General features: G+C 45.7%; 14 protein-coding genes. 1 reads left to right on the forward strand and 13 read right to left on the reverse strand.

The genetic code is table 11. From position 1 onward, the window contains the following. Positions 1-13: 13 nt before the first annotated feature. The 8 genes from kdnA to HUB64_RS06780 all read right to left on the reverse strand — a co-directional run bounded on the left by kdnA (position 14) and on the right by HUB64_RS06780 (position 7402). Positions 14-1201, reverse strand: coding sequence for an 8-amino-3,8-dideoxy-alpha-D-manno-octulosonate transaminase KdnA (gene kdnA, locus HUB64_RS06745; RefSeq protein ID WP_028760065.1), 1188 nt, complete (start codon positions 1199-1201; stop codon positions 14-16). Positions 1202-1394: 193 nt separating this feature from the next. Continuing rightward, on the reverse strand, positions 1395-2012 hold the full coding sequence (gene can, locus HUB64_RS06750) for a carbonate dehydratase (protein ID WP_028760064.1): 618 nt from the start codon (positions 2010-2012) through the stop codon (positions 1395-1397). A gap of 304 nt (positions 2013-2316) precedes the next feature. Next, positions 2317-2754 carry a phosphate ABC transporter substrate-binding protein gene (locus HUB64_RS06755; protein ID WP_028760063.1) on the reverse strand — a complete coding sequence of 146 codons (438 nt, stop codon included), beginning with the start codon at positions 2752-2754 and terminating at the stop codon, positions 2317-2319. Positions 2755-2764: 10 nt separating this feature from the next. After that, positions 2765-3943: a porin gene (locus HUB64_RS06760; protein ID WP_105252605.1), complete on the reverse strand. Its 1179-nt coding sequence runs from the start codon at positions 3941-3943 to the stop codon at positions 2765-2767. A gap of 325 nt (positions 3944-4268) precedes the next feature. Next, positions 4269-5099 carry an alpha/beta fold hydrolase gene (locus HUB64_RS06765; RefSeq protein WP_173496658.1) on the reverse strand — a complete coding sequence of 277 codons (831 nt, stop codon included), beginning with the start codon at positions 5097-5099 and terminating at the stop codon, positions 4269-4271. A 112-nt stretch (positions 5100-5211) separates the two neighbouring features. Beyond that, positions 5212-5925: a M15 family metallopeptidase gene (locus HUB64_RS06770; RefSeq protein WP_173496659.1), complete on the reverse strand. Its 714-nt coding sequence runs from the start codon at positions 5923-5925 to the stop codon at positions 5212-5214. Further along, on the reverse strand, positions 5919-7058 hold the full coding sequence (gene dapE / locus HUB64_RS06775; protein ID WP_173497894.1) for a succinyl-diaminopimelate desuccinylase: 1140 nt from the start codon (positions 7056-7058) through the stop codon (positions 5919-5921). Before dapE ends, HUB64_RS06770 begins: the two co-directional genes overlap by 7 nt. Further along, positions 7058-7402, reverse strand: coding sequence for an ArsC family reductase (locus tag HUB64_RS06780; protein WP_173496660.1), 345 nt, complete (start codon positions 7400-7402; stop codon positions 7058-7060). Before HUB64_RS06780 ends, dapE begins: the two co-directional genes overlap by 1 nt. Before the next feature lie 269 nt (positions 7403-7671). On the opposite strand from HUB64_RS06780, the gene HUB64_RS06785 reads away from it, so the two are divergent. Then, entirely contained in the window at positions 7672-9042 is a 1371-nt protein-coding gene (locus HUB64_RS06785) for an MFS transporter (protein WP_173496661.1), read from the forward strand. A gap of 221 nt (positions 9043-9263) precedes the next feature. Here the strand turns inward: HUB64_RS06785 and crr are convergent, their stop codons facing one another. The 5 genes from crr to HUB64_RS06810 form a co-directional block, all read right to left on the reverse strand. Next, positions 9264-9773 carry a PTS glucose transporter subunit IIA gene (crr, locus tag HUB64_RS06790; RefSeq protein ID WP_006081821.1) on the reverse strand — a complete coding sequence of 170 codons (510 nt, stop codon included), beginning with the start codon at positions 9771-9773 and terminating at the stop codon, positions 9264-9266. A 71-nt stretch (positions 9774-9844) separates the two neighbouring features. Beyond that, on the reverse strand, positions 9845-11548 hold the full coding sequence (gene ptsP / locus HUB64_RS06795; RefSeq protein ID WP_173245108.1) for a phosphoenolpyruvate--protein phosphotransferase: 1704 nt from the start codon (positions 11546-11548) through the stop codon (positions 9845-9847). Between the two features lie 178 nt (positions 11549-11726). Continuing rightward, on the reverse strand, positions 11727-11984 hold the full coding sequence (locus tag HUB64_RS06800; RefSeq protein ID WP_028760055.1) for an HPr family phosphocarrier protein: 258 nt from the start codon (positions 11982-11984) through the stop codon (positions 11727-11729). A gap of 28 nt (positions 11985-12012) precedes the next feature. Continuing rightward, entirely contained in the window at positions 12013-12408 is a 396-nt protein-coding gene (locus HUB64_RS06805; RefSeq protein ID WP_173245105.1) for an ACT domain-containing protein, read from the reverse strand. Positions 12409-12616: 208 nt separating this feature from the next. Beyond that, positions 12617-14254, reverse strand: coding sequence for a methyl-accepting chemotaxis protein (locus tag HUB64_RS06810; protein WP_028760053.1), 1638 nt, complete (start codon positions 14252-14254; stop codon positions 12617-12619). Positions 14255-14468: the final 214 nt, after the last annotated feature.

Below are 14468 nucleotides of genomic sequence, written 5' to 3' on the forward strand. Positions count from 1 at the left end.
AACTCCCGTAGAATTATTGGGCAAATGCTTTCTTGATGTTTTCGATACGCTCGGCGATCTGAGCATCGGTCCAAGACAACTTGATGAGCATAGAAATCGTGCGGCTCATAATGGCATCGGATTTAGGCACAGAAACTTGAGTATAGTCAGGTCTGTCGGCGATTAATGTGATTGGCAACGCAGCAGATGCCTTAAGCTCCTGAATGTGTTTCCAGTTTTTCAAATAATGCCAGTTGTTTACATACCAGTAGAAGCAGCCATCAACGCCGTTTTCAGCCAGTTTTTTGCTGATTTCTTGCGTGCGCGCTTCGGTTGGCAACATAAAGGTTAAGAAGCCAGCCGAGTCGCCTTCTGGATCTGGGATCTGGCGGAAGGTGACTTCTGGGATAGCGGCCATTGCATCTTTAATGGTCTTTTTGTTTTTACGTTGAATATCGATAATGGTATCGAGTTTACGTAACTGCGCTAATCCTAAGGCGGCATTCATTTCCGAAATACGGAAGTTCAAGCCAATGATAGGGTGTGACTCTGCACCGCGGTCTTTACCAATATGGTCATGGCCGTGATCTGAGAACATGTGCGCATTGTTGTAGATTTCTGTGTTGTTAGTGATCACAGCGCCACCTTCACCACAGGTGATGGTTTTGACAGAATCGAATGAGTAACAACCTACATCCCCGATAGTACCTAGGGCTTGGCCCTTGTAGCTACCACCGATGGCTTGGCAAGCATCTTCTAAAATCAGTAAGTTATGTTTTTTACAGACGGCTTTGATCTCGTCCATCTTCGCCATAGAACCGCACATGTGCACTAAGTTGATGGCTTTAGTGCGTGGGGTAATCGCGGCTTCGATTCCTTCTGGAGATAAACACAATGTCTCATCGATTTCGGCAAAAATCGGAATAGCGCCTGCCATAAAAATCGCTTCAACTGAGGCTACAAAGGTAAAAGGTGGCACGATAACTTCATCGCCAGCACCAATGCCTGCAGCCATCATGGCCGTTTGCAGCGCAGCAGTACCGCTTGATAAAAGGTGAGCATGCTTCACGTTCATCTTCTCGCACAGTAGTTGCTCCATATCGCGCGTCTTCCAGCGATCATTACGCATATGGTCGAAGTTGTAACGGAAGGTAAAACCGTTTTCCATAACGTCAGCGACTTCCTGCTTCTCTTCAGGACCAAATAATTCAAAACCGGGCATGGAAGGTATCTCCTTAGAATTTGTGGCGCATAGGTCGCCTGCAATTAACTGGCGGATTATAACTGGCGTAATAGACCCTTGCGATGTTTTATTGCTGAAAATTGTCATGGAAAAAGAAAAACCTGCACAGGGGCAGGTTTTATCTGAGTATAGATGACACTCAGCTAAGGGTTAAAAGCCTATATTCAGGCTGTTAGCGTGGATTGGCTAAACCATGTTCACGGTCAACCGTGACATCTAAATCTGTCAGTAAACCGTTATCAATGCCGTAAATCCAGCCGTGTACCGCCACTTCTTGGCCGCGATCCCAGGCTTCTTGCACTATGGTTGAACTGGTCACATTAGCAACCTGCTCAATCACGTTTAGCTCGCACAGACGATCAAAACGTTTGGCTTCGTCCATCTGTTGTAATTCTTCCTGATAAATACGATAGATATCACGTAAATGCCCGAGCCAGTTATCGATGAGTCCTAAGCGTTGCTGACCCATGGCCGCGCGCACACCACCGCAGCCGTAGTGACCCACCACCATAATATGCTTCACCTTGAGCACATCGACGGCGTATTGCAGTACAGATAAGCAGTTAAGATCGGTATGGATCACCATGTTGGCGATATTACGGTGAACAAAGACTTCACCGGGCATAAGATCAATGATTTGGTTTGAGGGAACGCGACTATCTGAGCAGCCAATCCACAGGTATTCAGGATGTTGCTGTTTCGCTAATTGTTCAAAAAAATCAGGATTTTCTTGGCGTATACGTCCGGCCCAGCGGCGGTTATTGTCGAATAAAGGTTTGAGTAGTTTCATTTTAACCTATTGTTTTATTGACATATAAAATGTCTTCTCATGCTCTAATTCATGCAAGCAGCACATTTTGAGCAAGAGTATACCAGCAAATTTGGCTCTGCTGGTCTATCCAATTAAGGTTTGAATCAGGATATTGAAAAATCGAGATTATTTTTTCTTAATAGTACTGCAAATGGATAAGCCCTCTCTGAGGGTTCAAGCACCATTTGATTTTGATAGTGTGTTTGTTGTTTATATCGCACAAATGCTGAGTGGAAACCTTGTCCGCCACAGATTAAGGCGGACAAGGATGATGCAGTATGGGTTAGAACTTACTGATCACTTTCACGCTATCGTTGACTTCGCTGACGTCAACAAATCCGATCATATTGGGATTGGCGGCAATCAATGCGAGCATTTCAGCGCTGGAGTCGACGACTTTGGGCGGTTGACCTTGGCCTGAAAAGACCAGTTTTGACCAATAGGCTTTTAACTGACTCTCGGTTTTATTAAGGATCTGTTTAACAAATGCATCACGTGCGGGCGTGCCTTCAGGTTGATCGAGTGCGACGACAGTGCCACCACTGGGGAAAGACTTGAGTTTGCCTAAATAGATCCGTGAAATATCCGCAGCGCTAATTTCTGACGTATTAGAAGGGTGCACCACGACGGCAATTTCGGCTTGAACACAGGCACTGCCAAGTAGAAGCGCACTGGCGACTAAGGTTTTTATCATCAACCGAGAACTTATTAATAGTTTCATGCTTAACTCCTTAAAAAACTAAGTCTATTGCCATACTCAGCAACTGTTCATCGGAGGACGGTTTGTCGTTACTGTAGTTGGTGTACTCTAGTTTCAGTGCGGCAGAAGGATGGAAATCCCAGCGGGTGCCTATGATGTAGTAGGCGCTGTCTTCCTGCTGTGCTTCAAGCGCCGCTTGTGTTCCAAAAACAAGCGGTGCGAGTGCAGCTTGGTTTGCCGGTGGCAGACCATTGTAAACAGGTAACATAGCGTCATAGGCATCGTATTGGGGCTCACCTTTATCAATACCGTAGGTTAAGTGGAAGGTGAAATCGTGATAGCGGATCCCGCCGGAAACAAAGGCTGAATCTTGAATATTAAAGCTACTGGGATCGACATCAATTCGTGTGTATTCGGCCAAAATAAACCATTTTTCAGCATCATATTTAACATTCGCGCCAATGAGTAACGCGCTGTCATTAATCGGTAAAAGATCATCAACCACTTGCTGAGTAAAGAGTCCGGTTTGAGAAATTGCATTGCCTAAGCCAAGCAGTGCGGGTAATTCGTAGGAGAAATCGGTAACTATGCCAATATTTAAACCGTACTCAAACCCTGAGGTTACAAAGTTAAAGTTCATTATGTGGCCCTCGGCGGAGAAGGGCGCAGGAGGCGTTGATGAACCAGTAGGCGAGTAGTCAGAAACTGAAGTGGTAATGTATTTATAGGTCAAACCTACTTCGGTATCGCCCCATAAATCGGCATAAACTAAGCCTACACCTTCACCTGAATTAAATGGCAGTGAATAAACTCCGCGGGGCGGAGTGATCCAATGATAGGCATAGCCTACATCAATATAATCGGAGTATTTATAGAGATTAAAACGTTGGCGACCTGCCATAAGCATAAGTTTGTCGCTGATGTCATAGGAGATATAAGCCCATTCGAATTCAGCGCTATAATCGTTACTGCCTCTGGATAGCACTTGTGCAGTAGCTCTTAAGCCACTACCAAGATCGGCGGTAAATTGTAAGGCAACTTTGGAATCATTATTAAAATCGAGTTCTTTATCGTAACCATAATAGCTTTTATCGTCACTTAGACTCGAGCCCGCGACAATAGAGGCAAATCCATTTATTTGAACATCGGCATAAAGAGACGGCATATAAAGTGTGCTGAATACGCAGAGGGCAACTGTACTTTTTCTCATGGCAGAATACCTTGTTGAGGGAATACAGTATAAAGGTAGTTGATAATTAGTAGATTTCACCTTTGTGCAACATTTTTTAAGCCGCTTGGAACAAAAACAAGGTCTTTACTTGTTAATAGAGGTTTCACAGGTGAGTTTAATGAAATGAGGCGTGCTCAATAACAGACTTTAATAAAGTAAAGCCTAATGTATTTATCCATAAAATAGGAATTAAGTATGGGTGAGCAATATTGATATAAGCACATTTTGGTAACATGTGCTAAGTAGAAATACTCATCTTCAAGATGCGAGTTTTCGCACCTTGAAGCGTAGATTTAGCGATTAATTAATAATGTTTAGCCAGAAAATCGGCTAAATGTTGGTTAATAAATTCCGCTTGTTCGAGAGTTGATATGTGTCCTGCCGCAGGAATATGCACAAGTTGGCTGCCGTCAATGGCATCACTCATCAGGTAACTTTCCAATACGCTGCGGGCCTTATCTTCCACGCCAGCCATGATGAGGCAGGGTAGCGTCAATTGCTCGGCGTATTCCATGGTATCGCGACGACCAAAAATCATTCGTCCAAGTTTAACTATCGTGAGGATTTGCTCCGCTGTGATACTGGCAAGTGACTGTTCAAAGTCCGTAACCAGTTCGGGAGTGCTATTCGCGGCATCATTGGCGAAGAATAAAGGTGAAATTGCACTGATCAGCGGCGCAGGGATCGCCTTAGCGGCGGTAATCATATCCAGCATGCCATCATATTTCGCACGGGTGACTTCGGGTTCGAAGCCGATAAAACTGTTGAGCATAACGAGGGTTTTAACTCTTGTTGGTGCTTTCAGTACCAATTCTGCGCCCCACATAGCACCGACAGATTGTCCGACAACACTAAAGTGAGTTATCTCAAGAGCATCCATTAGCTCAAGCATTTGATCGGCAATATCGAGTAGCGTTTTGCAGTTATTGGGCAGTAAATCTGACTGACCATGGCCCCAAAGTTCAGGCACTATGCAGCGATACTGGGCGCTTAAGGTGGCAATTTGAGGCGCCCACATAGCGCTATCCCATAAATAACTGTGCCCAAACAACAATACAGGGCCTGAGCCGACATCAAGGTAACTTAATTTTCGATCGGCAATAACAAGCTGCTGGCGGTGTGAAGAAAAATCCATAAAACCTACTTTATCAAATATATCATTGTGTTAAACCGCATTTTGGCGCCAATTTTGACGATATAGCGCTATGCTTAACCTGTGTTGACTGATCTTGGCGAGTATTTCGTGATTAGGGCTGAGCGATACGCAGCACGTATTCATCTATTAGATTGTCTAATCGGGCGAGTACTGCATCTTTTAGCAACATATCACTGTTTTCTAACAGGATTGCCAGTTCGGCACGATCGAATTGTGGCAACAATAACTGTGCTACAGGGAAATAGCTGATGTGCCAAGGCTCAGGACTTACCGCACTTTGTCCCTGCTGAAACGGGAAGTAAAAGCCAAAATCATGGGCATTTTCTACCAGCCAAGCATGCAATTTAGCGCAGGGACCACCCTGAACATATTCAGCTTCAACAAGGCGCAGGACTTTAACATCAATTTGAGCCGCATCGAACACATCGAGATCGGTACCCCAATGGTGGCGTGAAGCGCCAGGCAACGCCGACCAGAGCAAAATCAAGTCAACTATGGCATCGTCACTTAAGCCCTGAATATTGACCGGTAACTCATTGGCATCCAATACCGCGCGTTTACCGCTAGCCTTGGCATTCCAAATTGCCAGTTGCCGTTCAAAGGGACGATGTGCCGAGCAAATCGCGAGTTTTATGCCCGCATCTTCAGCTTTTGCCGCCATAGACTTAAAGGCGATAGCTGTGTTCTCCTCTAACCCAAAGCTATGATAACCAAGGTGATACGGGCTTAAATAATCCACTAATTCAGGGGAGCTTAAGCCGTAAAGTTTTGCGGTTTCGGGACGGATCTTCAGATGTGCTAACACAGTAATTGTTCCAAAATGACTTCATAACACAGGGCTAACTGCTCAAGGTCGTCCACTTTAACGCATTCATTCACTTTATGAATGGTGGCGTTGACAGGGCCAAGCTCTAACACTTTGGCGCCCGTTGGTGCGATAAAGCGACCGTCTGATGTGCCGCCCGTGGTTTGCGGATCGGTTTCATAACCTGTGACTTGGCGGATCGCGATACGGGTTGCATCTAATAACGGGCCATCACCGGTTAAAAATGGTAGTCCATTGAAAATCCAGCTGATATCGTAGTCTAGCTCATAGGCTTTCAATAGAGTTTCAACTCGCTCAATCAAGATTTCGGCGGTCACTTCGGTGGAGTAACGGAAGTTAAACATCACTTCCAGTGCACCAGGGATCACATTTGATGCACCTGTGCCGCCATTAATATTGGCGATTTGGAAGCTGGTGGGCGGAAAGAACTCATTGCCATTATCCCAGTGCATTTGACTTAGCTCGGCTAAGAAAGGCGCGGCTTTGTGGATTGGATTATCGGCAAGGTGTGGATAGGCCACGTGGCCTTGAATGCCTTTCACGGTTAAGTTGCCGGTTAAACTGCCGCGGCGACCATTTTTGACCACATCGCCCAGCTTTAGGGTTGATGAGGGTTCGCCGACTAATGCCCAAGTGATCTTCTCGTTGCGCGCTTCTAAGGTATCAATGACTCGCGTCGTGCCGTTGATGAATGGACCTTCTTCATCGCTGGTGATCAAAAAGGCGATAGAGCCATTGTGATTTGGGTGTTTCGCTATGAAGCGTTCGGTGGCAATCACCATAGCCGCGAGTGAGCCTTTCATGTCCGCTGCGCCGCGGCCATACAAGTAGCCATCGATAATGGTGGGCACAAAAGGCGGCGTGTGCCAGCGGCTCACATCGCCTGTTGGCACAACGTCTGTGTGACCCGCAAAACAAAAAACGGGGCCTTCATTACCACGGCGAGCCCACATATTGGTGGTGTCTTCAAATACCATAGGTTCGATATTAAAACCGATGGCGCTGAGTCTTTCAGCCATTAAGGTTTGGCAGCCTTCATCAAGCGGTGTCACCGAAGGGCGGGCGATCAGCGCTTTTGTCAGTTCTGTAACGGGATAATTGTCGGCTGGCATCATACTGAGAATACTCTTTTATAGGCGGCTTCATCAAAGCCAATCAGCACTTGTTCACCGACGACTAAGACGGGGCGTTTGATCAGTGTCGGTTGCGCCAGCATAAGTTGAATGGCTTTGGCTTGATCGATATCGGTTTTATCTGCGTCACTGAGCGCACGAAAGCTCGTGCTGCGCTTATTGAATACGGTTTCCCAGCCTGAGGTTTTACACCATAATTCGAGGTCTTCTTGACGTAGGCCGTCATCTCTAAAATCATGGAAATGAACTGGAAGTTGATGATTTTCAATCCATTTACGTGCTTTACGCACTGTATCGCAATTCTTAATACCGTAGAGGGTCAAAATGATGCTCCAGTGTGGATGGACGCTTGGCTTGCAAGCATTGATTTTACTGGCATTGTGGCATTGTGCGTCGCATGTCACAAGTGGGATGTGTTGCCGATATCTGGTGATTAATAAAACGTTAATTTTCTAGAGATAATAATCGCTGGTGACTTGCTTTGGTTTAACTTTTTAACACTTGTCTAACTTAAGTGCCTTGTATATATTGTTTTTTCATTAAAATCAGTTTGATTTAAGCATTGAAGTCAATGCGCTTTTAAAGGATTAAGATGCACAGCGATGTTTCATTGCAGCGATTTAAGCAATTTCCGCGCTTGATGTGGATATTTTTGTTTGGGTCTTTTATCACCCGTGGCAGTTATTACATGGTGTGGCCATTCTTAGCCGTTATTTTATATGAGAAATTTGCGCTAAGTGCCACTGAGGTCGGCATGGTCTTGTCCAGCGCCGCGATTATTTCGGTATTTACGAGCTTTGTTGGTAGCTCATTGTCCGACAGAATCGGTCGTCATAAGCTGATGTACCTGACGGGCATTCTCTATATCATCTCGTTTTCGTTATTGGCTGAAGCCAATTCTGTCGAGGGGTATGTGGTCGTGATGCCCCTGTGCTCTATGGCCACTTCACTGTGGCGACCGCTGACATCCGCCGCTATTGGCGACATTATTGCCGATCCTAAGACACGCGAATTGGCGATGCAGTCGCTGTATTTTATCGTCAACGTTGGCTGCGCCGTTGGCCCTATGCTGGGGGTATGGCTTGGTCTTACGGGCAAGCAATCCAGTTTCTACCTTACTGCAGTGGCCTTTGCCGTGTTGTTGGCCTTGTTATATTGGGGATTTAACCATCAAACCCGTCAGGAACTTGCTATGGCGGCTGGCGCCTCATCGAGTGACAATTTAAGTGGCGATACGAGTAGCAGTGAAAGTGACTTTGTAAATGACATGACAAGTGATGGTGTTAATCGTGGTGTGAATGGCTTATCGACTGATGCAGAGGCGAGCACGAAAAAAGCGGCAGTCGTGAGCCGTAAGCAAATTATCGCCATTCTATTGCAAGATAAACTGCTGCAATGTTTAATTTTTGCCAATATTTTGTGTATGTTCATTTATGCCCAAATGGACAGTTCGTTGATCCAATATCTTACTCGCGCAGGTGCGCCTGATTTGCTGACGTTAATTTCTGGCATGATTTTCACCAATGCTATGGTGATTATCTCCACCCAATTTTTGCTATTGAAACTCATGGCCCGTTTTCCGCTCGTCAAACGGATTCAAATCGGATTGCTATTACTGATCGGATCACAAATCTGGCTGGCATTTAATCCGCTGGATCTATTTTGGGGCTGGATTGGTGCGATTGTGGTGATGAGCGTCGCCGAGACTATTTTGTTCCCCACTATGAATGTGCATATCGACCGCTTAGCCCCTGATCATCTTCGCGGCGCCTACTTTGGGGCTGCTTCATTCTATGACTTAGGATTTGCGCTCGCGCCCCTTGGAGGTGGCATCATATTGGATCATTTTGGCGGTCAGTGGCTGTTTTTGACAGGCGCTTTACTCTCGGTATTGGTGATTTATCTGTACAGTATTTTAGATAAATTGCCGCGCCCCGATTTTGCCATGTTCAAAGTAGATTAGTTTACTAGAGTCATGTAGCCGTTATTCGCAGGGAACGTGATGCTTAGCGTGAGAATGGTCGAAATAGATTCTCTCAAGCCTGTGTATCGGTGCAGCTTGGCGAATTCAAATACTGTGTATAGGCTTGGTTTTTAAAAATTTAAAAGGCTGGCTCATGATGGTGAGTCAGCCTTTTATTATTCAGAAAACAGCCGATAAACGATTTATTCGAAATGGTTAAATTAGAGCTGTACCGTAAAGATCACGTCTTTGCCCGCGGTGACACTGCCTTGGGCTTTGTCGAGGTATTTGACATCTTCCATGTTCGCCAGCACGACAGGAGTGAGTAGGCTGTCGACTTGATCTTTTAGATAATCAATATCGAATGACAGAATCGGATCGCCGACTTTCACTTCTTGACCTTCCTGGGCCAAACGTTTAAACCCTTTGCCTCTCAGCTCGACTGTACCTACACCAAAGTGAACAAATAGCTCTAAACCTTGGGGAGACTCAATGCTGAACGCATGATTTGTCTCAAAAATTTTACCTATGGTGCCGTCGATAGGCGCCAGAATTAATTCGCCTTTGGGGGCGATAGCGATGCCATCACCGACAATCTTTTCAGCAAAAACCACGTCGGGGACTTTTTCAATGGCGACGATATCGCCGGAAACGGGGGCATATACCATGATACCGCCAGCTAATTGAGTCTGGCCCGATACCAAGCGCCTTATTCGGCTTAAAAATCCCATAATCTAGAGCCTCTTTTGCTTGTTTTTGTCATTGTTTTTGTTCTGTAATGCAGCATAACGAATAAATGTCTCTATTTATAGCTTGTTATACACTGCTGTAAGCTTGCAATTCTATCTTGTTGTAATGCCGTGTGAGCTAATGCCGAAAATTGTGTGATGCTGCCTTGGCAAATGGCCGCTTTCACTTCTAAGAGTGAGCTTAAGTTAACACTGAGTTCGTCCAAGCCCATGCCGATTAACAGCGGCGCAATTTGCGGTGAACTGGCGAGTTCACCGCACAGAGAAACTTTAACATTAGCGGCCTTAGCTTGGGTTATTGTCATGTTAATTAAGGCTAAAATGGCAGGCGAAAGGGACGGATAGTCACGGGTAAGCTGCGGGTTTGTCCTATCGGCTGCCATTGCATATTGGGTTAAATCGTTGGTGCCAATGCTGACAAAATCAAGTCTTGGCAGCATAGCGTTGAGGTTGAATACCGCAGCAGGGGTTTCGACAACGATACCGTAGCTAAGTTCGCCATAGCCTTTCTCTTCTTCTTCCAAGGCATCTTGGCACTGGGCAATAAGTTCAAACACTTCGTCCAATTCTTCGACTTGATTGACCATAGGGAACATCAAACGGATCGGGCCATGGTTAGCGGCACGCAAAATTGCCCTCAATTGGGTTTTAAATAATTCTGGGTGCGCCAAGGTGTAGCGAATGCCGCGAAGACCTAAGGCAGGATTATCTTCAATTTCTTGGCATAAACAGGGGAGTTCTTTGTCTGCACCGATATCTAAGGTGCGGATGGTAAAGGTTTTACCGCCTAGGGCGTGCAATGCATCGCAATATAAGCTGTATTGGGCTTTTTCATCGGGCAGGGTGGCGACGTTCATCAACATAAATTCGGTGCGAAACAAGCCTATTCCATCGGCGCCGACATCGCTGACATGGGTGATGTCGTTGAGATTACCCACGTTTGCCATGAGTCCCACAGTATGACCGTCTTGGGTTTGCGCTGGGACATCCTTGTAAGTTTGAAGTGCTGCGCGCCTTGCTTGTTCATGGTGAAAGGTAACTGTGAGTCTTGCCTGTTGGTCTGGATTGGGATTGACACAAAGTTCACCCGCGAGTGCATCGAGCACTAAGGGCGTACCGTTGGGAATAGAGTCTGCGTCGAACTGACAACTTAAGATGGCAGGAATGCCGGCTGCTCTGGCTAAAATGGCCGTATGGCTCGTTAAACCGCCCGTTTTCAGTACAATACCGCAGAGGTTTTCCCGTGGTAGTAAGGCAAATTCGGCGGGTGTCAAATCCTGCGCTAATAAGATAGTGGGTCTATCGAGTTTTTCGAGCCCTTGAGCTAAATGGCCGTTTATCGCCGCGACGACTCTTTGGCCCAAACAGCGTACATCTTGGGCTCTATTGGCTAAATAGGGATCATCTAAGGATTGTAACTCATTGGCCTGATGGGCAAAAATACGTTCAACCGCCACACTTGCCGACAATTGTAAGGTGCGAATGGCATCGTTCACTTGCTCGATTAATTCATCGTCTTCTAATAACAACAAATCGGCTTCGATTAACTGATAATTTTCGGAGTCGCTGTCGAGTGCAGCTTGGCTGTGGGTCAGTTGTGCCTGTAGTTCTTGCAAGGCTTTGGCAAATTTACCCTGTTGTTGAGGGATTTTAGACAGGGGAATAGGGCGATAATCGAGGTGGTGTTCGGTGTGGAGTAGGTGAAGTGCCTGTCCAAAGGCAATTCCCGATGACACTATAATCCCCGTTATTGACATATCCCTTCCTAAATTAACCACTGAACTGAGTGTCCGTTAGCGATAGCGAGTCTAGTTGAGTGACGCTAAGCTTGTAAAGCGTTTGTATGTAAAGCATTAGCATGTCAAGACGGTCGAGACGAGTTTTTTGCGTGTCGGTTAAACCTGCAGATAAACGCATTTTAGCGTAAGAAAAGGCCTAGCTTAGGGTAATGAGCAGCTCAGAGACTTTCTCAACCGCGGCCTGTGCCTGTTCACCTTCGGCAAACACTCTTACCGTGACGCCAGAATATAAGCCTAAGGTTTGTAGTTTAAACAGACTCTTAGCACTGGCTTGCTTACCATTACATTCGACCATGACATCACAGTCAAAGGTTTTGGCTTCTTTAACCAGTAAGGCTGCTGGACGGGTGTGAATGCCATGTTTGGCGGTAATGGTGACTGTTTTTTCGTACATAGTAGATGAGCTCATATTTAAAGGGGTATTACACTTCGTCTTTCGATTCTATGATGTGATAGCCCTGTTTTTTCAAGGCGGCGACGGCACTTTTGAGGCGATTATTTTTTACTAAAATGTAATCGGTATCAAAGGTCGAAATCGCAAAAATACTGATTTGTTCGTCCGCTAAGGTGCCAGACACTTTAGATAAAATGCCTGTCATCGAAAATCCCAGTGGCCCGAGTACTTCAAAGCAACACCAGCCCGGTTCTTGCTCTAGGCTGTCGAGTTCCATTTCACTGGAAACGACTAAAGATAAACCTTCTTGGGTCTTACCAATGAAATACATGTCCTGTGCAAAAACCTCACTGGGCAATACGGCATTCGGGCTAAAGCTATGAATTGTGTACTGTTCAGGGTGAACGGCTAAGGTCATTCGCATGGCAGTGTCTCGGTTGGATTTTTAAGGCTAAAGCATACCGCATATCAAACGTTAGCGTGACAGAGAATTTGTGGTTAATGGGATTTTGTCGTTGAAATTCATTATTGGTGAGATAGCGGTTAACAAGCGTTACCAGAAGGTTTACCCAAAGAAAAGGGCGCCCTATGGCGCCCCAATCGACAAGTCATGCCGTTCTCATACACTTTAGTTAGATTTTAAACTGGCCTAAGGTGCGGGACATGTCTTGGCTAATGTCTTGCAGTGACTGAGCTGCATGGCTATTACTTTCGTTAGCTTTTACTGAGACTTCGGTTAATTCCGAAATATTACAAATATTTCGATTAATTTCTTCGGTCACCAGTGATTGCTCTTCGGTGGCGCTGGCTAATTGTGTGTTCATGTCACTGATATGGGCAATCAATTGCAGAATCGCCGCCATGGCTTTACCCGCTTCGTGGGCTTGGGCCTGTAGCTCATCGGATTGCAGTTGAGTTTGATTGTTGCTCTTCATCACTGAGCCAACACCGGATTGGATCTCGCTAATGATTTTTTGGATCTCATTGGTCGAGTCTTGGGTGCGAGTAGCAAGGGCGCGGACTTCATCGGCAACTACGGCAAAACCACGGCCGTGGGTCCCAGCTCGAGCAGCTTCAATGGCGGCATTAAGGGCGAGTAAGTTGGTCTGCTCGGCAATGCTGCGGATCACATCGAGAATGCTACCGATTTGCTGTGAGGCGACGCCCAGCTTTTGGGTGATGACTTCAGAGGCTTTTAATTCTGCCACCAGTTTTTCTGTGTTGCTGACTGTGTTGTCGATCACGACTTGGCTTTGCTGCGCTTGTTCTTTTACGCTGTTCGCCGCATCGGCCGCTTGCTGGGTGTTGCTCGCCATTTCATGGGTGGTCGACAGCATTTGATTGACGGCTGTGGCGACGCTGCCAGTTTCTCTGTGGATATGTTCAGCACTCTGATTGGACTCTTCAACTGCAATCAAAAGCTGTTTTGCATCTTTATCTAATGCTTGGCCTAAAGGTTGTAAATGGCCGACCATGTCGCCAATTTTTTGGGCGAACATGTTGAAGGCGCGGGCGAGATGGGCAATCTCATCTTTACCTTGAGCATTAATGCGCTGACTTAAGTCGCCTTCGCCTTGGGCAATATCTTCAAGGGCATCAATAGCATCATTTAATGGTGAGGTGATGGAATGGTTAAGCACAAGGAAGAAGGCAAAAATCGGCACTGAAATCAAAAACATGATAATTAGATAGTCGATAATGACTGACTTTAAGCTCGCTTTGACATCGCTAAGATAAGCGCCTGTTATGACTGTCCAACCCCATTGTGGGTAGTAACGGGCTTCTGCGAGCTTATCTTCGATGGCACGTGTCATAGGATCGGCGATAGGGTATTCGAGGGTCGTTTTCGATTTAGCACGCGCTAATGGCAGCATAGTGGCTAAGGGATTTGTGCCATTAGGTAACTTGAAGGTTAATGCTGAGGTGCCAATAAGATTTGCGCTATCCCCGTGGGCGAGGATTTGATTATTATCATCAATAACAATGAAGTAGCCTGAACCTGAATAGCGAGTTTGATTGATTAAATCCGCGGCGATTTGTTTAGCTTCTGCTTCGCTAAACTTACCTTTGAGCGCATCCTGACGATGCACATCTATCACACTTAACATGCTGGCGAGCTGACCGTCTATCTGCAACCATTTCTGTTCAATTAAATTGCTGTACTGCTCTTTAATTGAAAAACTGGCAAAACACACAGTCCCTATCGCGGCCATAAGGAGCATCATCATTAAGCGTTGTAAAATGGTAAACCGGCGCAAAAACGTGATCATTTGGATTCCTTAAGGACTTATTATTGTGCATCAATATACCTGCGAATCAATCTCAATTGAATCGTCTGTGACATAAATTAAGCAAAAGCCGTTATAAAATATGAGTTTCTTTGATCTAAAGCAGGGAATAGTGATAGGGAACTTTAATCTGTTGCATTATGGGGCATGTTCTTATTAAGTTAGGCCGTTTTATAAGTCGCTTTATGTTGAAGGT

Origin of the sequence: Shewanella sp. ISTPL2 (assembly GCF_013283205.1) — a bacterium.
GTDB classification, from domain to species: Bacteria; Pseudomonadota; Gammaproteobacteria; order Enterobacterales; family Shewanellaceae; genus Shewanella; species Shewanella oncorhynchi.